The following is a 19,628-nucleotide window of genomic DNA, read 5'->3' on the forward strand; positions in this document are numbered from 1 at the left end:
CTGCAGGAGGGAAAATAGGACAGTTTGGTGACAGAAAAATGTACGCAATATGACAGTTATATTACAGTCTGTCTGAATGGTGTTTGTTTACTTACAAATCAATTCGTTAGATTAAAAACAGCGCAATTGCCAAACAATAAAAAAACCGTTTTGGCACGACCTATCCGCTTGAATATGACAACCTTTATCGCCGAATCAACCTCGCCGTCATCTTTTACGCTGCTCATGAAAAAAGCCGGCGCGAAGGCCGGCTTTTGCAGTTTACCTGCGGCAGATTACTCTACGGTGACAGACTTCGCCAGGTTGCGCGGCTGGTCAACGTCGGTGCCTTTGATCAGCGCCACGTGGTAAGACAGCAGCTGCAACGGCACGGTGTAGAAGATAGGCGCCACGATTTCCTCGACGTGCGGCAGAGGAATGATGGTCATGCCTTCGCTGCTGACGAAACCGGCGTCCTGATCGGCGAACACGTACAGCTGACCGCCGCGCGCGCGCACTTCTTCAATGTTGGACTTCAGCTTTTCCAGCAGTTCGTTGTTCGGCGCCACGACGATCACCGGCATATCGGCATCGATCAGCGCCAGTGGGCCGTGTTTCAACTCGCCCGCCGCATAAGCTTCAGCATGAATATAGGAGATCTCTTTCAGCTTCAGCGCCCCTTCCATGGCGATCGGATACTGATCGCCGCGGCCGAGGAACAGCGCATGGTGCTTGTCGGAGAAACCTTCCGCCAGCGCTTCGATCTGTTTATCCATCGACAGCATTTGCTCGATACGCGCCGGCAGCGCCTGCAAGCCGTGCACGATCTCTTGCTCCACGCTTTCCGCCATGCCTTTCAGGCGGCCCAGGCGCGCCACCAGCATCAACAGCACGGTAAGCTGAGTGGTGAAGGCTTTGGTTGAGGCGACGCCAATTTCCGTACCGGCTTTGGTCATCAGCGCCAGATCGGATTCGCGCACCAGCGAAGAGCCGGCAACGTTACAAACGGCCAGCGAACCGAGATAGCCCAGCTCTTTGGACAGACGCAGCGCCGCCAGGGTGTCAGCGGTTTCGCCGGACTGCGACAGGGTGATGATCAGGCTGCCCGGACGCACTGCCGATTTGCGGTAACGGAATTCGGACGCGATCTCGACGTCGCACGGCACGCCGGCCAGCGCTTCGAACCAGTAACGCGCCACCATGCCGGAGTGGTAAGACGTCCCGCAGGCGATGATCTGCACGTGCTGCACCTTGGCCAGCAACTCGTCGGCGTGTGGGCCCAGCTCGCTCAGGTTGATTTGGCCATGGCTGAAGCGCCCTTCCAGGGTGTTTTTCAGCGCCAGCGGCTGTTCGTAGATCTCTTTTTGCATGTAGTGGCGGTAAGCGCCTTTGTCGCCGGCGTCATACTGCACCTGGGATTCGATCTCAGGGCGCTCGATGGCGTTGCCCTGCTTGTCGAAGATGTTGACGGTGCGGCGAGTTACTTCCACCACGTCGCCCTCTTCCAGGAAGATGAAGCGGCGAGTCACCGGCAGCAGCGCCAGCTGATCGGAAGCGATGAAGTTCTCCCCGACGCCGCGGCCGATAACCAGCGGGCTGCCGGAGCGCGCAGCGACCAGCACGCTCGGATCGCGGCTGTCCATCACCACGGTGCCGTAGGCACCGCGCAGCTGCGGGATCACACGCTGAACCACTTCCAGCAGCGTACCGCCCTGCAGCTGTTCCCAGTGCACCAGATGGGCGATCACTTCGGTATCGGTTTCAGAACTGAAGCGGTAACCGCGTTCGATCAGCAGTTCGCGCAGCGGTTCGTGGTTTTCGATGATGCCGTTATGCACCACGGTAATGTAATCGGAAACATGCGGGTGCGCGTTCGCTTCGGTCGGTTCACCGTGCGTTGCCCAACGGGTGTGAGCGATGCCGGTACCGCCGTGCAGATCGGTCTGCTCCGCCGCTTCGGCCAGTTTTTGCACCTTGCCTACGCGACGCAGGCGACTGACGTTGCCTTGCTCATCAACCACCGCCAGACCGGCGGAGTCGTAACCGCGGTACTCGAGACGACGTAAACCTTCCAACAGAATTTCTGCGATATCACGTTGCGCTACTGCGCCTACAATTCCACACATTCAGTTATATTCCTAATGAACGCCCTTCATGGGCGTTTTCGATGCCTTGACCTGATTTTTGCCGGTTTTTACCGTGCAGCCCCGAGCCTGTAGATGGTGGGGATTATTATGTTTTGTATTGGGCTCGTGAACGGAGCCCAACGCAAAACACACTATGACTTCTTCTTCACCGGACGTTGCCAGCCCTGAATGTGCACCTGCTTGACGCGGCTCAGCACCAGTTCGTTCTCGGCGATATCGCGCGTCACCGTGGTGCCGGCGGCGATGGTGGAGCCTTTGCCGACCGACACCGGCGCCACCAGCTGAGTATCGGAACCGACGAACACGCCGTCGCCGATCAGCGTCTTGTGCTTGTTGGCGCCATCGTAGTTGCAGGTGATGGTGCCGGCGCCAATATTCACGTCATCGCCAATTTCGGCATCGCCCAGGTAGCTGAGGTGACCGGCCTTGGAGCCTTTGCCCAGACGCGCCTTCTTCATTTCCACGAAGTTGCCGACGTGAGCACCTGCCGCCAGCTCCGCGCCAGGGCGCAGGCGGGCGAACGGCCCCACAGTGCACTCGGCTGCCAACACGCTGTCTTCCAGCACGCTGTAAGGGCTGATCTCGCAGTCATCACCAATCACGCAGTTTTTCAGCACGCAGCCGGCGCCGATTTTCACCCGGTCGCCCAGCTTGACGCGGCCTTCGATAATCACGTTCGCATCAATAGTGATGTCGCGACCGTGAACAAGTTCCCCGCGCAGATCGAAACGCGCCGGATCCAGCAGCATCACACCGGCCAACAGCAGTTTTTCAGACTGTTCCGACTGGAATACACGCTCCAGGCTCGCCAGCTGCAGGCGGTTGTTCACGCCTTCCACTTCGCTCAGACGCGACGGGTGCACGGCTTCGATTTTCTTGCCGTCGGCATGGGCCAACGCAATGATATCGGTAATGTAAAACTCGCCCTGGGCGTTGTCGTTATTCAACATTCCCAGCCAGCGTTTCAGATCTCGACCATTCGCCACCAGGATGCCGGTATTGATCTCGTTGATTTGACGCTGCGCTTCGCTGGCGTCTTTATGCTCTACGATGCCCACCACGTCGCCGTTCTCGCGAACGATGCGGCCATAGCCGCTCGGGTCATCCAGCTTGACCGTCAGCAGGCCGATGCCGCCCTGCGGCTTGGCCGCCAACAGGCGTTGCAGCGTATCGACGGAGATCAACGGCACGTCGCCGTACAGCATCAGCACGTCTTCATCGTCGGCAAAATGTGGCGCGGCCTGCTGCATTGCATGACCGGTACCCAGTTGCTCGGCCTGCAGTACCCAGTTCAGCGCGCCGTCAGTCAACGTGCTTTTCAACAGATCGCCGCCGTGGCCGTATACCAGGTGAACCTGTTGCGCACCCAGCTTCATCGCGGCGTCAATGACGTGCTGCACCATCGGCTTACCGGCCAACGGGTGCAACACTTTGGGAAGATCGGAATACATGCGCGTACCCTTGCCCGCGGCGAGGATAACCACGCTCATTGCGCTGTTCGACATAAGCAACCTGATAACTCCATTTTGATAGACGAAAGTAAAACCGTTTAGCGACGATATTACTACATATTTCTCTGCACGAACCCGGCGCAGACCGCGTGGGCCTTGGCCTGCCGCTATCGCGGCCAATTCGGCGCCGGGGCGAAAAAATTGTCGGCGATCGGCGACGTTTCTTTCCCGATATCAGGGGTTATACACCACTCTGCACGCCGGGCTGAAATGCTTATTTTAAAGTAAAAAAAAAGCGACCCTATAGGCCGCTTTCTTAAAGTTGGGTGCTAAGCACCCAAACATTACATCGCTTTTCTGGTGAGCTCGATAACGCGCAGTTTTGCGATCGCTTTCGCCAGTTCAGCGGATGCCTGAGCATAGTCGACATCGCCATGAGAGCTGCGAATGTGTTCTTCAGCTTTACGCTTAGCTTCCAACGCTCTCGCTTCGTCGAGGTCAGTACCACGGATAGCAGTGTCCGCCAGCACGGTAACCACGCTCGGCTGCACCTCGAGGATGCCGCCGGACAGGTAGATGAACTCTTCTTCACCGTGCTGCTTAACAATACGCACCATGCCAGGCTTGATGGCAGTCAGCAGCGGCGCATGGCCAGGGAAGATCCCCAGTTCACCTTCGCTGCCTGTCACCTGGATCTTCTGCACCAGGCCGGAAAACATCTGTTTTTCCGCGCTGACTACATCCAGATGGTAAGTCATAGCCATATCACCCTCCTCTCAAGGCGTTACAGTTTCTTGGCTTTTTCCACTGCTTCTTCAATGGTGCCAACCATGTAGAACGCCTGCTCCGGCAGGTGGTCATAGTCGCCGTCCATAATGCCTTTGAAACCACGGATGGTGTCTTTCAGCGATACGAACTTGCCCGGAGAACCGGTGAAGACTTCTGCCACGAAGAACGGCTGAGACAGGAAGCGTTGGATCTTACGCGCACGGGATACGACCAGTTTGTCTTCTTCAGACAGCTCGTCCATACCCAGGATCGCGATGATATCTTTCAGTTCCTGGTAGCGTTGCAGAATGGACTGCACGCCACGCGCTACGTCGTAGTGCTCTTGGCCAACTACCAGCGGATCCAGCTGACGGCTGGTGGAGTCCAGCGGGTCAACGGCCGGGTAGATACCCAGAGAAGCGATGTTACGGCTCAGTACCACGGTTGCGTCCAAGTGCGCAAAGGTGGTGGCTGGAGACGGGTCAGTCAAGTCATCCGCAGGAACGTAAACGGCCTGTACGGAAGTGATCGAACCGGTCTTGGTCGAGGTGATACGTTCTTGCAGAACGCCCATCTCTTCCGCCAGCGTTGGCTGATAACCTACCGCGGATGGCATACGGCCCAGAAGTGCGGACACTTCGGTACCAGCCAGGGTGTAACGGTAGATGTTGTCAACGAACAGCAGAACGTCGCGGCCTTCGTCACGGAATTTCTCCGCCATGGTCAGACCGGTCAGCGCAACGCGCAGACGGTTACCTGGTGGCTCGTTCATCTGACCGTAAACCAGGGATACTTTGTCCAGAACGTTGGAGTCGGTCATTTCGTGGTAGAAGTCGTTACCCTCACGAGTACGCTCGCCCACGCCCGCAAACACGGAATAACCGGAGTGCTCGATCGCGATGTTACGGATCAGCTCCATCATGTTTACGGTTTTACCTACGCCCGCACCGCCGAACAGACCGACTTTACCGCCCTTGGCGAATGGACAAATCAGGTCCATTACCTTGATACCGGTTTCCAGCAGTTCTTGGGAGCTGGACAGCTCTTCGTAGCTTGGTGCCGCGCGGTGAATCGCCCAACGCTCTTCTTCACCGATGTCGCCTTTCATGTCGATCGGTTGACCCAATACGTTCATGATACGGCCCAGGGTCGCTTTACCCACCGGCACTTCAATCGGGTGGTCCAGGTTGTTCACTTTCAGACCGCGACGCAGACCGTCGGAGGTCCCCATTGCGATACAGCGAACCACGCCACCGCCCAGCTGTTGCTGAACTTCCAACACCAGTTTTTCGGTGCCGTTTTCTACCTCAAGGGCATCGTACACTTTTGGTACGGCATCCTGAGGGAACTCGACGTCCACCACGGCGCCGATTACCTGGATAATCTTTCCAGTAGCCATCTTGAATCCTCTACGTAATTCGTAAACCTAGCTTAAACCGCGGAGGCTCCCGAAACGATCTCGGTGAGTTCCTGAGTGATGCTGGCCTGACGCGCCTTGTTGTATACCAACTGCAGCTCTTTGATCAGGCTACCGCCGTTATCGGTTGCGGCTTTCATCGCGACCATTCGTGCGGCCTGCTCGCTGGCCAGGTTTTCCACGACGCCCTGATAAACCTGCGACTCCACATAGCGGCGCAGCAAGGTATCAAGCAGCACTTTTGGATCGGGTTCATACAGGTAATCCCAAGGCGTTTTCTTCAGCTCTTCGTCATCGGCTGGCGGTAACGGCAGCAGCTGAAGCACCTGCGGCTCTTGGGACATCGTATTAACAAATTTGTTGCTGACAATGTACAGCTTGTCCAAACGACCTTCGTCGTAGGCCTGCAGCATCACTTTCACCGGCCCGATCAGATCCGACAGGGAAGGTTTGTCCCCCATGCCGGTCACCTGGGCAACTACGTTGCCGCCCACGGAACCAAAGAAAGAGGCCGCTTTAGAGCCAATCAGCGCCAAATCGGTTTCGACGCCTTTTTCGGACCAGGCTTTCATCTCCGCCAGCAGCTTTTTGAACAGGTTGATGTTCAAGCCGCCGCAGAGACCACGGTCAGTAGACACCACCAGATACCCGACGCGCTTAACGTCACGCTCATCCAGGTACGGGTGCTTGTACTCCAGATTCCCTAACGCAAGGTGACCAATCACTTTGCGCATGGTCTCTGCATAAGGACGGCTGGCCGCCATGCGATCCTGCGATTTACGCATTTTGGAGGCGGCGACCATTTCCATCGCTTTAGTGATCTTTTGCGTGTTTTGCACGCTAGCGATCTTACTACGTATCTCTTTTGCGCCGGCCATCTCTGCTTCTCCTCAGTGCCAGACGGCCTGCTGTCTTTCAACAGCAGGACCGTTCGGCGTTACCAGGACTGGGTTTTCTTGAAGGTCTCGAGGATGTCTTTCAACTTGCCCTCGATCTCATCATTGAAGTTGCCAGTTTGGTTGATGTGGTTCAGCAGTTCGGCGTGCTCGCGGTCCGCATAGGCAACCAGCGCGGCTTCGAAGCTCACCACTTTGGCGACTTCGACGTCGTTCAGGTAACCGCGTTCTGCGGCAAACAGCACCAGAGACTGTTGTGCAACCGACATCGGCGCATACTGTTTCTGTTTCAGCAGCTCGGTCACTTTCTGACCGTGGCTCAGCTGTTTGCGGGTCGCGTCGTCCAGATCGGATGCGAACTGGGAGAACGCAGCCAGTTCACGATACTGCGCCAGCGCGGTACGGATACCGCCGGACAGTTTCTTCATGATCTTGGTCTGCGCGGCGCCACCAACACGGGATACGGAGATACCCGGGTTAACTGCCGGACGAATACCGGAGTTGAACAGGTTGGATTCCAGGAAGATCTGACCATCGGTAATCGAGATTACGTTGGTCGGAACGAACGCGGAAACGTCACCCGCCTGGGTTTCAATGATCGGCAGAGCGGTCAGTGAACCGGTTTGGCCTTTAACTTCACCTTTGGTGAAGGCTTCAACGTATTCGGCGTTAACGCGCGCTGCACGCTCCAGCAAACGGGAGTGCAGGTAGAATACGTCGCCTGGGTAAGCTTCACGACCTGGCGGACGACGAAGCAGCAGGGAAATCTGGCGGTAAGCAACGGCCTGTTTGGACAGGTCATCGTACACGATCAGCGCATCTTCACCGCGGTCACGGAAGTATTCGCCCATTGCGCAACCGGCGTATGGCGCCAGGTATTGCAGTGCAGCAGACTCGGAAGCGGTCGCCACTACCACGATGGTGTTGGCCAGTGCGCCGTGCTCTTCCAGTTTGCGCACCACGTTAGCGATGGTGGACGCTTTCTGGCCGATAGCCACGTAAACGCATTTGATGCCGGAGTCGCGTTGGTTGATGATCGCATCGATCGCCAGCGCGGTTTTACCGGTCTGACGGTCACCGATCACCAGCTCACGCTGGCCACGGCCGATTGGAATCATGGCGTCAACGGATTTGTAGCCAGTCTGAACCGGCTGATCAACGGACTGACGCTCGATAACGCCTGGCGCGATAGCTTCTACCGGAGAGAAACCGTCGTTCTCAATCGGGCCTTTGCCGTCGATTGGTGCGCCCAGGGTGTTAACTACGCGGCCCAGCAGACCACGACCGACTGGAACTTCCAGGATACGGCCGGTGCATTTCACCTTCATGCCTTCGGCCAGATCCGCGTACGGACCCATGACCACGGCACCGACGGAGTCGCGCTCCAGGTTCAATGCGATTGCGTAACGGTTGCCAGGCAGCGCGATCATTTCGCCCTGCATAACTTCGGCCAGGCCGTGTACGCGGATGATCCCGTCGCTGACGGAAACGATAGTACCTTCATTGTGAGCTTCGCTCACTACATTGAACTGAGCAATGCGCTGCTTGATCAGTTCGCTGATTTCGGTGGAATTCAGTTGCATGCTCCAGTCCCCTTAAGACTGCAAGACGTCTGTCAGGCGTTCAAGACGACCGCGAACGCTGCCATCAATCACCATATCGCCGGCGCGAACAACGATGCCGGCCAGTACAGACTTGTCAATTTTGCAATTCAGCTTAACTTTGCGTGACAGACGTTTTTCCATCGCAGCGGCGATTTTCGCCTGCTGTTCGTCGCTCAGCGCGCTCGCAGAGAGCACTTCGACTTCGACGGTGGATTCCAGCGAGGCGCGCAGTTCGATGAACTGCTGCAGCACGGCAGGAAGAACCAGTAAACGTCCATTTTCGGCCATTACACGGATAAAGTTCTGGCCATGTTCGTCGAGCCGATCGCCACAAACCGCGATGAACGTCTTGGACAGCGTTTCTGGCGCAACCGCGCCAGACAGCAGTTCAGAAATCTGTTCATTGCGAGTGACTTCAGCCGCAAACGCCAGCATGTCCTGCCAGCGCTCTACGCTTTGGTGCTCAACGGCAAAGTCAAAAGCTGCTTTGGCGTAGGGGCGAGCTACAGTTACAAATTCAGACATCAGCCCCTCCCTCCTTACAGTTCAGCGACCAGTTTATCAACGATGTCGCTGTTAGCAGCTTCATCCACGGAACGTTCGATGATCTTCTCGGCGCCGGCAATTGCCAGCATCGCGACTTGCTTACGCAACTCTTCACGAGCGCGCTTACGTTCGGCTTCGATCTCAGCCTGAGCCTGCGCCACGATTTTGTTACGTTCCTGCTCGGCTTCGGCTTTCGCTTCATCCATGATCTGAGCTTTGCGTTTGTTCGCTTGCTCGATGATCACCTGAGCTTCTGCTTTAGCAGTTTTCAGCTGGTCGGTCGCATTGGCTTGCGCTAAGTCCAGATCTTTTTTGGCACGCTCTGCAGAAGCGAGGCCGTCAGCGATTTCTTTCTGACGTTTCTCGATGGCAGCCATGATCGGCGGCCATACGTACTTCATGCAGAACCAGACAAACAGAACGAACGCGATGGCCTGGCCGAGGATTGTTGCGTTAAGATTCACAGCACAATGCCTCTTTAAAAGTTAATAGTTTGGTTACGTCGTAGAGGGTTGCTCTACTTACGCGACGGCGAACATCACGTACAGACCCAGACCTACAGCGATCATCGGGATGGCGTCGACCAGACCCATAACGATAAAGAACTGTGTACGCAGCAGAGGAATCAGGTCAGGCTGACGAGCAGCGCCTTCCAAGAATTTACCACCCAGGATGCCGATACCGATCGCAGCACCGATTGCCGCTAAACCCATCATCACAGCGGCAGCCATGTACAGCAGATCCATACTCAGGTTTTCCATGACAGTCTCCAGTTTGTTTCAGTTTAAAAGTGCAAGTGTTTTAAGAAAATCAGTGCTCTTCAGACGCCATCGACAGATAGACGATCGTCAGAACCATGAAAATAAAGGCTTGAAGCGTAATGATCAGGATGTGGAAGATAGCCCAAGGCAAGCTCAGGACCCACTGTGACCACCACGGCAACAGGCCGGCAATCAGGATGAAGATCAACTCACCCGCATACATGTTGCCGAACAGTCGCAGACCCAGTGAAACAGGTTTGGACAGCAGGCTGACACCTTCAAGAATCAGGTTGATAGGAATGAATACAGGGTGGTTGAACGGCTGCATGGTCAACTCTTTAACGAACCCGCCAACGCCTTTCATTTTGATGCTATAGAACAGAATCAGGATAAACACGCCCAGCGCCATAGACAGCGTGACGTTCACGTCGGCGGTAGGCACTACGCGCAGCGCAGGCAGGCCGAGAACGTGAGTGCCGAGATAAGGCAGGAAGTCTACCGGAATCAGGTCCATCAGGTTCATCAGGAACACCCAGACGAACACGGTCAGTGCCAGCGGCGCAATCACCTTGCTCTTGCCGTGGTACATGTCGCGCACGCTGCTGTCGACGAAACCGACCACCAGCTCCACGGCGGTTTGCAGTTTACCCGGCACGCCGCTGGTGGCGTTTTTGGCCACTTTGCGGAAGATCACCAGGAAGAGCGCCCCGAGGACGACGGAGAAAAACATCGAGTCGAGGTTAATCGACCAAAACCCAGTCCCGACCTGAAGCTGCGTCAGGTGGTGACCGATATACTCCTGTGGAGTCAAGACTTCTCCTGCAGACATGATGCCTCTTACCCTTATTTAGTTAAGTTCGGTAACTGTTAATCACGGCCGGTGCCACTATCTGCACCACTAACACCGCTAAATAGGTCAGGCCAAGCGGTATAAACTCCGCCTTGAACACCCCCAGCGCCACGATCAGCAAAACGATGGTGATCACGACCTTTAGCCCCTCGCCGATGGCGAACGACCAGGCAACCCTACCGGGCGCCGGCGTTTGCGCCTGATGGCGCAAGGCAAACAGCATAAACATTGCACTCGGCAACCAGGCGGCAAGACCGCCCGCCAGCGCCGAAGCGCTCCATTCCGGGCTTTTCAGCCAGAAAGCAACGCTGATCAGAACAAAAGTCATTAACTGCAAAAACAGCAGTTTGCGTGCGACTTTCCCGCTGTATAGGGACACAGACATGACGTTTGTTCTCTCCGTACCCCAGGGGGGGTATGCTGAGTGACGTATACAACTGTTTTTGCTGTCCTGAGTCAAGCAGCAAAAAACGAGCAAATTATACGGGGCATACCAACGAATTCAATCGATAAGTAGCGAAAAGGTGAACAATTATTTAAATTTCCCTATTCCAGCCTATTTTCACAAGAAAACGGTCGGAATAATAGGGCGCATTTAATTGTCTGATTATTCCAGCGTTGCGTTTAGAAACGCGAAGCCGATCACAGTAATGTCCCTTCCTGATTTATAGCCGATGGTCAATCAAACAGTCTTTAGCAATTTGAGCGATCAAAAGATTATATAAATCAAAACATTATCAGTTAACTGTTCAAAAACAATCCGTATACCCGATGAAAACCTTTTATTGACAAGCAGCGGGGCAATATTCCAACAGCCAATTAACATTAGCAGCAAAGGCAAATCTTTCGCACATGATTGCTAACGTGACTATTTCCAAATGCAATTACTCTATTGTCGCTAATTAGCCGCGTTTTTTGTGTTAATAGAAAGTAAATTAACTAAAAAAAGCGACCAACTAATTAGCCTGCTTACCTTTACACACCGTACTACCGTTAATTCACGCTTGTTTGATCAAAAACAAACTCAGTTTGCCTTAAGAACCACCAGATGGCGTTCGCCTTCCAGTTCTGGCACCTGCAGCCGCACGATGGACTCCAGGCTGATGCCTGCCGGCAGCTGCGCCAACTCTTCATCCGGGCGCACGCCTTTCAGCGCGTAAAAACGCCCCTGCCCTTTCGCCGGCAAATGGTGACACCAGGACAGCATATCCTGCAGCGAAGCGAACGCCCGGCTGATCACGCCGTCGAACGGCGGCTCGGCCGGAAACTCCTCAACGCGGCTCTGCACCGGCTCGATATTGTTCAGGCCCAGCTCATGCTGCACCTGGCGCAGGAATCGCACGCGCTTGCCCAGGCTGTCGAGCAGCGTGAAATGCGCATCCGGATGAACGATCGCCAGCGGAATGCCCGGCAAACCGGGGCCGGTGCCAACATCGATAAAACGCGATCCCTGCAGATGCGGGTTGACCACGATGCTGTCGAGGATGTGGCGCACCAGCATTTGCTGCGGATCGCGCACCGACGTCAGGTTATAAGCCTTGTTCCACTTATCCAGCATGCCGACATAACCCAGCAACTGCTGTTTCTGCTGATCGGGCAGCTCAATGCCTGCTGCTGCGAGCAGCGAGTCTAATTTTTTTTGCACAACGGATCCTCTGGCAGGCGCTGAACGACCAGCGGATGGTCAGCTGGCGCAATGAGGCGACTATGATAATTCAGGGCACATGTGATGTCAGCGGCCGTTTGGCTACGGGATGACCAAACGGCCGCCTGGATGCGGGATTTATGCGCTGCGGCGCAGCAGTCCCTGCTTTTTCAGCCAGATCAGCAGAATTGAGATCGCCGCCGGCGTAATGCCGGAAATGCGCGAAGCCTGGCCGATGGAGTTCGGTTTGTGATCGTTCAACTTGGCGATCACCTCGTTCGACAGCCCCGACACCTGACGGTAATCGAGATCCAGCGGCAGCACGGTGTTCTCGTTGCGCTGCTGTTTTTCGATCTCTTCCTGCTGGCGAGCGATATAGCCTTCGTATTTGACCTGGATCTCGACCTGTTCGGCAGCCTGCACATCCTCCAGCGGCGGCGCGAAGGCGTCGATGTCGGTCAATTGCGCGTAATCCATTTCAGGACGGCGCAGCAACTCTTCGCCGTTCGCTTCACGCGAGAGCGGCGCTTTCAGCAATGCATTGACCTGTTCGACGTTCTCGGCGTGCGGATGCATCCAGATGTCGCGCAGGCGTTGACGTTCACGTTCGATTCGCTCCAGCTTCTCGCTGTAACGCGCCCAGCGCACGTCGTCCACCAGACCGAGTTCACGGCCTTTTTCCGTCAGACGGAGATCGGCGTTGTCTTCACGCAGCATCAGACGATACTCGGCGCGCGAGGTAAACATGCGATACGGCTCTTTGGTGCCGAGGGTGCTGAGATCGTCCACCAGCACGCCCAGGTAGGCCTGATCGCGACGCGGTGCCCAGCCCTCTTGTTCGTCGGCGAAGCGGCCGGCGTTCAGGCCGGCCAACAGGCCCTGTGCGGCGGCTTCTTCATAGCCGGTAGTGCCGTTGATCTGGCCGGCGAAGAACAGGCCTTGAATAAATTTGCTTTCCAGCGTCGGTTTCAGATCGCGTGGATCGAAGAAATCGTACTCGATAGCATAACCAGGCCGAATAATACGCGCGTTCTGCATCCCTTCCATTGAACGGACGATCTGCATCTGTACGTCGAACGGCAGGCTGGTGGAAATCCCGTTAGGGTAAATCTCGTTGCTGGTCAGGCCTTCTGGCTCGAGGAAGATCTGGTGCGCGTTGCGATCGGCAAAACGCATGACCTTGTCTTCGATCGACGGGCAGTAACGTGGACCGATCCCTTCGATGATCCCGGCATACATCGGGCTGCGATCGAGGTTATTGCGGATCACGTCATGCGTTTTTTCATTGGTGTGGGTGATGTAGCACGCCATTTGTTCCGGGTGCTGGCTGGCATTGCCCAGGAACGAGAATACCGGCACCGGCGTATCGCCGTGTTGTGGTGCCAGTACGCTGAAATCGATAGTGCGGGCGTCGATGCGCGGTGGGGTACCTGTTTTCAAACGGTTGACGCGCAGCGGCAGTTCACGCAAACGCTGCGACAGCGAGATCGACGGAGGATCCCCGGCGCGGCCGCCGCTGTAATTTTCCAGGCCGATATGGATCTTGCCGTCCAGGAAGGTGCCTACGGTCAATACCACCGCCTTGGCGCGGAATTTCAGCCCCATTTGGGTTACAGCGCCCACGACGCGATCGTTTTCGACGATCAGATCCTCAACCGGCTGTTGGAAGATCATCAGGTTGGGCTGATTCTCCAGCGCGGTGCGGATCGCCTGGCGATACAGTACGCGGTCAGCCTGAGCGCGTGTGGCGCGAACCGCAGGACCTTTGCTGGCGTTTAGTATCCTAAACTGAATGCCGGCATGGTCGATCGCCGTCGCCATCAGGCCGCCTAGTGCATCAATTTCCTTAACCAGATGCCCTTTACCAATACCGCCAATCGCCGGGTTGCAGGACATCTGCCCCAGCGTATCGATATTGTGTGTCAATAATAAAGTCTGACGTCCCATGCGCGCCGCAGCCATCGCGGCCTCGGTACCTGCATGACCACCACCGATGATGATGACGTCAAATTGATCTGGATAAAACATGGAACTGCACCTCGCCGTATTGCGAACGATCGTATATGCCCTGGGGTTGGGGATTCTACTCAAGTTTAGACGATCGACCAAGTGGTCAGGATCGTCGGTAATTAAAAGAAGATCTTTTTTATTTAAAGATCTCTTTATTGGATCTCTTATTAGGATCGCGATCCTCTGTGGATAAGTGACTATTCACGAAGAAGATCAGCAGATTAAGGAGGATCGTTTGCTGTGAATGATCGGTGATCCCGACGCAGATAAGCTGGGATCTAAAAGGCTTGTTATGCACAGGACAAAAAGCAACCTACGGTTGTTATTTGGATAACTACGGCTTTTACCCTGCTTTTAAGCATAGTTATCCACAATCGTTCGCGCAATCTTTCGCCGAATTAGAGTAAATTAATCCAGTTTTTTACCCATACCTCTGCCGGATCCTCGGGAATTTCATGCTCGGTCACGTCGATCTCGAGACGATCGCCGATCCTTTTCGCGCCTCTGGCGATCAACAGATCGTCGATCAGTTTGATCGCGCCGCAGAAGGTGTCGTATTCCGAACTGCCCAAACCGACGGCGCCGAACTGTACCTCGGAGAGATCCGGTTGCTGTTCGGCGATCTGTTCCAGCAGAGGCTGAAGGTTATCCGGCAATTCGCCGGCGCCGTGGGTGGAGGAAACCACCAGCCAGCGGCCGCTCAACGGCAGTTCATCCAGTTCAGGGCCGTGCAGCATCTCGGTAGAGAAACCCGCGTCTTCCAGCTTTTCAGCCAAATGTTCAGCCACGTATTCGGCGCTGCCAAGCGTACTGCCACTGATCAGAGTAATGTCTGCCATGAACCAACGATCCCAACCTTCTCACTCAAAGTGGCTGCATTGTACGCTGTGAATCGGCTGGGATCTACCTGTGGATAATGTGGGTATGCAATTTGGCGGGTTACGGCACGATGGTGCGCATGATGGGGTTCTGCAGCGAGATCAGCGTTTCTGTCGACTGAATCTCGTCGATGGTCTGGATCTTGTTGATAAGTACCTGTTGCAGCGCATCGATCGATCGGCACATCACTTTAATGAAGACGCTGTAGTGGCCGGTGGTGTAATAGGCTTCCACCACTTCCTCCAGGCTTTCCAGTTTCTTCAGCGCCGAAGGATAGTCCTTGGCGCTCTTCAATATGATGCCGATAAAGCAGCACACGTCGTAGCCCAGCTGTTTGGGGCTGACGTCGATGCGCGCGCCGGTGATGATCCCGGCCTGTTTCATCTTCTCCACCCGCACATGAATGGTGCCTGGGCTGACGGCAAAGTTTTTCGCCAGCTCGGCGTACGGCGTACGCGCGTTGTCCATCAGGGCGTTGAGGATGCCGCGATCGAGATTATCGATCTGATAAATTTCCGCCATTTAATCCCCCATTAATTAACGATTGTTGAATTCTGTCCGGGTAAAAATGAACGATTAAAAGTGAAAAGGCAATATTGATTATCGGATATTGAATTGACGCATCATTTTATTGCTTAATCGATGGCAACAGAGACAGGTTTACAAGAGATACGGCAATGAAAAAACAGTTTATCCAAAAACAACAACAAATCAGCCAGGTCAAATCCTTCTTCTCCCGCCAGCTGGAGCAGCAGCTCGGTCTGATCGAAGTGCAGGCTCCGATCCTCAGCCGTCTGGGCGACGGCACGCAGGATAACCTCTCCGGCAGCGAGAAAGCGGTGCAGGTCAAAGTTAAAACCCTGCCGGACGCCACTTTCGAAGTGGTGCATTCGCTGGCGAAATGGAAACGCAAAACTCTGGGCAGCTACGACTTTGGCGCCGGCGAAGGCCTGTACACCCATATGAAGGCGCTGCGCCCGGATGAAGATCGCCTGACGCCAATCCACTCGGTGTACGTCGATCAGTGGGACTGGGAGCGAGTGATGGGCGATGGCGAGCGCGGCCTGGATTATCTGAAAAGCACCGTGCGCAGCATTTACGCTGCTATCAAGGCGACGGAGGCGGAAGTCAGCCGCGAACACGGCCTGACCCCGTTCCTGCCGGATCAGATCCAGTTCGTGCACAGCGAAACCCTGCTGCAGCGCTATCCGGATCTGGACGCCAAAGGGCGCGAGCGGGCGATCGCCAAAGAGCTGGGCGCGGTGTTTCTGATCGGCATCGGCGGCAAGCTGTCGCACGGCAAATCGCACGATGTGCGGGCGCCGGATTATGATGACTGGACCACCCCTACGGCGGATGGCCTGGCGGGCCTGAACGGCGATATCGTGGTGTGGAACCCGGTGCTGCAGGACGCTTTCGAGCTGTCTTCTATGGGCATCCGCGTCGACGCCGCCGCGCTGAAACATCAGCTGGCATTGACCGGCGATGAAGAGCGCATGAAGCTGGAATGGCATCAGTCGTTGCTGCGCGGCGATATGCCGCAGACCATCGGCGGCGGTATCGGCCAGTCGCGTCTGGTGATGTTGTTGCTGCAACTGTCGCATATCGGCCAGGTGCAGTGCGGCGTGTGGTCGCCGGAAGTGCGCGAGGCGGTCGAAGGCCTGCTCTAACCCCGCCTAGCGCCGCCAGCGGCGCATCAAACGGCTTTTCAACCCGGTATCGAAGCGCCAGATATGATCGAAGATGCGCATGATGCCGGGTTTGCCGTAGGCGGACATCGCCACCGCGTGGAAACGCTGCTGATGGCTCTGCTGTTGCTGTTTTACCTTCTTTATTACCTCCTCCGGCAACCGCTGGGCGATAAAATCGGAAATGATCACCGCATCGGCGTCGAACCAGCCGCTCTCGGCCATTTTGGTGACGGTGGCGTTCAGACAGGCCGCCAGATCGGTGCCGCCGCGAAACTGCTGGCCGAGAAAGCGCACCGCCTGTTCGATGCCGCTGGCGGCGGTGAGTTCGTAATGCACGATCTGATTGGCGAACAGCATGATGTAGCAGCGGCGGTTGTCCGCCAGCGCAATGCGCAACAGCGCCAGGCAGAACGCCTTGGCACACTGTTCGTTGAAGCCGCCCATCGATCCTGAGGTGTCCACGCAGACGATAAACGGCCCGCGTGGCTGTTGATCCTGCTGCTGGTGGGTGACCTGACGGATCAGGATCTGTTCCTGCCAGACGTCGCCCTGCAGGCGGTAGCTCAGCAGCCGCTTTTCCAGCAGGCGGCGATAAAACTCGAATTCCAGCTCTTCAATCCCCAGCGTCGCCAGCTCCGGCGGCAGCAGACGCAGGATGTCGTCGCTCTGATGAATGCCGCTCACTTCTTCCGGCAACGTGGCCGGCACCTGCACCATGACCCTGAACGGTTCCGGCTGCGCGTCCTGTTGTTGTACCGCTTTGGCCTGATAGCTGCGGCCCAGTTGCTGCGCCAGTTTTTTCAGCTCCGGCTGCTGCTGCAAGAAGTTGCCGTATTCCACCAGCCGCTGATAGTCGCCGCGCTGCAGCTGGCCTTTACTCATGTCCCACAGCCTGCCGGCGGCGGTGTCGTTTTCCGACAGCAGCGGCTCCAGCGCGCCGCTCAGCGCCAGGCGCTCCTGCAGTTCCGCCATCAGCTGCTCGCGTTCTTGTTCCAGCAGCTGGTGGTGCAACATGGTGGCCTGCAGCGTCAGGCTGATGCGCCAGCGCTGCAGGAACAGGGTTTGAAAGCTGTCGTCCAGCGGATGATTGGGCAGATCGGCGGCGTCCACCAGCGCGCGCGCCTGTTCATAAAACGGTGAGACCAGCTGGCGCAGCAGCTCCATGGTGTCGTTGAGGTTGTGATAGAACTGGGTATTGTTCTCCAGCTGGCACTGCTGGTAGCGATAGAATTCCTGCGCCAGCGCCGGCGGCACCATGGCCTCCTGCAGACGCTCCTTGAGCTGCAGCTTCCAGCGCGGCAGATCGCGATCCAGCGCCCGGCGAATGGCCGGAAACTTTTTAAGGAACACCGACAGCTGCGGCGCCGCCAGCATGCCGACGATCATCTCCTCGATCATCTCGCCTTCGGTGATCGCCAGCAGCAGATCGAGTGTCTCCAGACTGAGCATGGTTACTGGCCGCGCATTTGCTGCTGTTGCTGTTTAACCTGCTCTGCCACCTGCAGCAGGCTGGCTTCGATCTTGGCCAGACCGGCGGCGGGCGTGAACAGGCAGGGCTGATGTTGGCTGAAGGCGCGGCGCTGCTCCGCCAGGCGCTGGGCCAACGCATCCATTTCATCCAGCAGCGCCTGCGGCGTGGCGGTGGCCTGTTTGCCCGGCAGCGCCAGCAACGACGGCTGGCGGCTGACGTCCAGCACCGTCAGGTGCAGTTGGTCGTCCACTTCCAAATCGATCGGCTGCGCGAAGCCGATGCCATTTAGCTTGGCGCGCACGTCGCCGCCTTTTTGCAGCCAGTTGTCCAGCGCGCTGCTTTCGATGCTCAGATGGTTGACCTGAATGTCATGCAGCTGCAGCGGCTTTTGCAACAGCAGGGTGAGGGGGCCGCCGGCGAACGGCGTGGCCGGCGCGTATTGCGGTTTGCGGCTGAACATGCCGCCTTTTTTCACCAGGCTGATGGCCTGCCGGTCGCTTTGTTGTTGCTGATCCTGCAGCCAGCGGGTATGGATCTGTTGCAGCTGGATCAGCATCGACTGCTGCTGATAGGCCGATTCGGTCAGCAACTGGTCGATCTGCTGTTGCAGCAGCTTCAGCGAGGTGAGATCGTGCCACAGGCAGTCTTTCAGCAGCATCAGGTCGAGCGGGGCGATGGCGTCGCGCCCGCTGAAGAAGGCGCAGGCCTGCAGCAGGCGCAGGGCTTTTTTCCAGCGCCGGTCAGAGACGTACGGCGCCTGTTCCAGCGCGTCCAGCCGCTGGCGCAGCTGGAAAATCAACTCGAAGCAGGCTTCCGGCAGCGCCACCTTATCGATCTGCGGTTGCCACTGCAGAAACTCTTCGTCGCTGACGCTCAGCGCCGCCGGCACCGGGTTTTGGCTTTCGCTCTGGCGGTTGACCAGCAGCGAGCGGAAATTCTGCTTATCCTGCACCTTGTCCAGCCACAGGCGGATCAGCATGCGGTCATACAGGGCTTCGAGGCTGCTGTCCGCTTCGGGCAGTTCGTTGGAGGCGGTGACCAGTAGGCGCAGCGGGATCGGCTCTTCGCTGTTGCCGTTGCGAAAGCGCCGTTCGTTGATCGCCGTCAGCAGGGTGTTGAGGATCGCCGGGCCGGCCTTCCAGATTTCGTCCAGAAACACGATCTCCGCTTCCGGCAGATAGCCGGCGGTCAGGCGCTGGTAGCGCCCTTCGTCTTTCAGCGCCTGAATAGAGAGCGGGCCGAAGACCTCTTCCGGCGTGGAAAAGCGCGTCATCAGGTATTCAAAGGAGCGGGCGTTGCGGAAGGCAAACTTCAGCCGGCGCGCGATCAGGCTTTTGGCGATGCCGGGCGGGCCGAGCAGGAATACGCTTTCGCCGCTCAGCGCCGCCAGCAGGCACAGGCGGATCGCTTCTTGCCGCTCATAGAGACCGCTCTCCAGCGCGCTGCTGAGGCGGGAAATTCGTTCTGCCAGAAGGGATGATGGCGTCATATAATCGTCGTATTGTCCGAGAGT

The 19,628-nt window shown here is 56.6% G+C and carries 18 protein-coding genes; 1 reads left to right on the forward strand and 17 read right to left on the reverse strand.

What is annotated here, in order from left to right:
* Positions 1–275: 275 nt before the first annotated feature.
* From glmS to asnC, 15 genes are all read right to left on the reverse strand, one after another.
* The gene (gene glmS, locus AAIE04_RS08090; protein ID WP_432525835.1) at positions 276–2,105 is read right to left on the reverse strand and encodes a glutamine--fructose-6-phosphate transaminase (isomerizing); all 1,830 of its coding nucleotides are present in this window, start codon (positions 2,103–2,105) and stop codon (positions 276–278) included.
* A gap of 152 nt (positions 2,106–2,257) precedes the next feature.
* Complete coding sequence (glmU, locus tag AAIE04_RS08095; RefSeq protein ID WP_025160297.1) at positions 2,258–3,631, reverse strand: bifunctional UDP-N-acetylglucosamine diphosphorylase/glucosamine-1-phosphate N-acetyltransferase GlmU; 1,374 nt, start codon at positions 3,629–3,631, stop codon at positions 2,258–2,260.
* 290 nt (positions 3,632–3,921) lie between these two features.
* Positions 3,922–4,341, reverse strand: coding sequence for a F0F1 ATP synthase subunit epsilon (locus tag AAIE04_RS08100; protein WP_004933814.1), 420 nt, complete (start codon positions 4,339–4,341; stop codon positions 3,922–3,924).
* Positions 4,342–4,361: 20 nt separating this feature from the next.
* Positions 4,362–5,744 (reverse strand): F0F1 ATP synthase subunit beta, encoded by a 1,383-nt coding sequence (gene atpD, locus AAIE04_RS08105; protein ID WP_004933813.1) that lies wholly within the window; start codon positions 5,742–5,744, stop codon positions 4,362–4,364.
* Positions 5,745–5,776: 32 nt separating this feature from the next.
* The gene (gene atpG / locus AAIE04_RS08110; RefSeq protein ID WP_004933811.1) at positions 5,777–6,640 is read right to left on the reverse strand and encodes a F0F1 ATP synthase subunit gamma; all 864 of its coding nucleotides are present in this window, start codon (positions 6,638–6,640) and stop codon (positions 5,777–5,779) included.
* A 59-nt stretch (positions 6,641–6,699) separates the two neighbouring features.
* The gene (atpA, locus tag AAIE04_RS08115) at positions 6,700–8,241 is read right to left on the reverse strand and encodes a F0F1 ATP synthase subunit alpha (protein WP_004933808.1); all 1,542 of its coding nucleotides are present in this window, start codon (positions 8,239–8,241) and stop codon (positions 6,700–6,702) included.
* 12 nt (positions 8,242–8,253) lie between these two features.
* Entirely contained in the window at positions 8,254–8,787 is a 534-nt protein-coding gene (gene atpH, locus AAIE04_RS08120; protein WP_025160298.1) for a F0F1 ATP synthase subunit delta, read from the reverse strand.
* Between the two features lie 14 nt (positions 8,788–8,801).
* The gene (atpF, locus tag AAIE04_RS08125; RefSeq protein WP_004933804.1) at positions 8,802–9,272 is read right to left on the reverse strand and encodes a F0F1 ATP synthase subunit B; all 471 of its coding nucleotides are present in this window, start codon (positions 9,270–9,272) and stop codon (positions 8,802–8,804) included.
* Between the two features lie 57 nt (positions 9,273–9,329).
* Complete coding sequence (gene atpE, locus AAIE04_RS08130) at positions 9,330–9,569, reverse strand: F0F1 ATP synthase subunit C (protein WP_004093904.1); 240 nt, start codon at positions 9,567–9,569, stop codon at positions 9,330–9,332.
* Positions 9,570–9,618: 49 nt separating this feature from the next.
* A complete protein-coding gene (atpB, locus tag AAIE04_RS08135; RefSeq protein WP_025160299.1) occupies positions 9,619–10,398 on the reverse strand; it encodes a F0F1 ATP synthase subunit A in 780 nt (259 codons plus the stop codon).
* Between the two features lie 22 nt (positions 10,399–10,420).
* Positions 10,421–10,804 (reverse strand): F0F1 ATP synthase subunit I, encoded by a 384-nt coding sequence (gene atpI, locus AAIE04_RS08140; RefSeq protein WP_004933796.1) that lies wholly within the window; start codon positions 10,802–10,804, stop codon positions 10,421–10,423.
* A gap of 639 nt (positions 10,805–11,443) precedes the next feature.
* Entirely contained in the window at positions 11,444–12,064 is a 621-nt protein-coding gene (gene rsmG / locus AAIE04_RS08145; RefSeq protein ID WP_498576769.1) for a 16S rRNA (guanine(527)-N(7))-methyltransferase RsmG, read from the reverse strand.
* Between the two features lie 138 nt (positions 12,065–12,202).
* Positions 12,203–14,092, reverse strand: coding sequence for a tRNA uridine-5-carboxymethylaminomethyl(34) synthesis enzyme MnmG (gene mnmG / locus AAIE04_RS08150; protein ID WP_498576770.1), 1,890 nt, complete (start codon positions 14,090–14,092; stop codon positions 12,203–12,205).
* A gap of 380 nt (positions 14,093–14,472) precedes the next feature.
* Positions 14,473–14,913 carry an FMN-binding protein MioC gene (gene mioC, locus AAIE04_RS08155; protein ID WP_498576771.1) on the reverse strand — a complete coding sequence of 147 codons (441 nt, stop codon included), beginning with the start codon at positions 14,911–14,913 and terminating at the stop codon, positions 14,473–14,475.
* A 100-nt stretch (positions 14,914–15,013) separates the two neighbouring features.
* On the reverse strand, positions 15,014–15,475 hold the full coding sequence (gene asnC / locus AAIE04_RS08160) for a transcriptional regulator AsnC (RefSeq protein WP_004933786.1): 462 nt from the start codon (positions 15,473–15,475) through the stop codon (positions 15,014–15,016).
* Between the two features lie 155 nt (positions 15,476–15,630).
* Here asnC and asnA point away from each other — a divergent pair, with 155 nt between their 5' ends.
* Positions 15,631–16,623 carry an aspartate--ammonia ligase gene (asnA, locus tag AAIE04_RS08165; RefSeq protein ID WP_154747414.1) on the forward strand — a complete coding sequence of 331 codons (993 nt, stop codon included), beginning with the start codon at positions 15,631–15,633 and terminating at the stop codon, positions 16,621–16,623.
* A gap of 6 nt (positions 16,624–16,629) precedes the next feature.
* On the opposite strand, the gene viaA is transcribed toward asnA, so the two are convergent.
* A complete protein-coding gene (viaA, locus tag AAIE04_RS08170) occupies positions 16,630–18,093 on the reverse strand; it encodes an ATPase RavA stimulator ViaA (protein ID WP_019455471.1) in 1,464 nt (487 codons plus the stop codon).
* 2 nt (positions 18,094–18,095) lie between these two features.
* Positions 18,096–19,604: an ATPase RavA gene (ravA, locus tag AAIE04_RS08175; RefSeq protein WP_498576772.1), complete on the reverse strand. Its 1,509-nt coding sequence runs from the start codon at positions 19,602–19,604 to the stop codon at positions 18,096–18,098.
* Between the last annotated feature and the right edge of the window lie 24 nt (positions 19,605–19,628).

It is taken from the genome of Serratia sp. Ae19-1, from assembly GCF_059801225.1.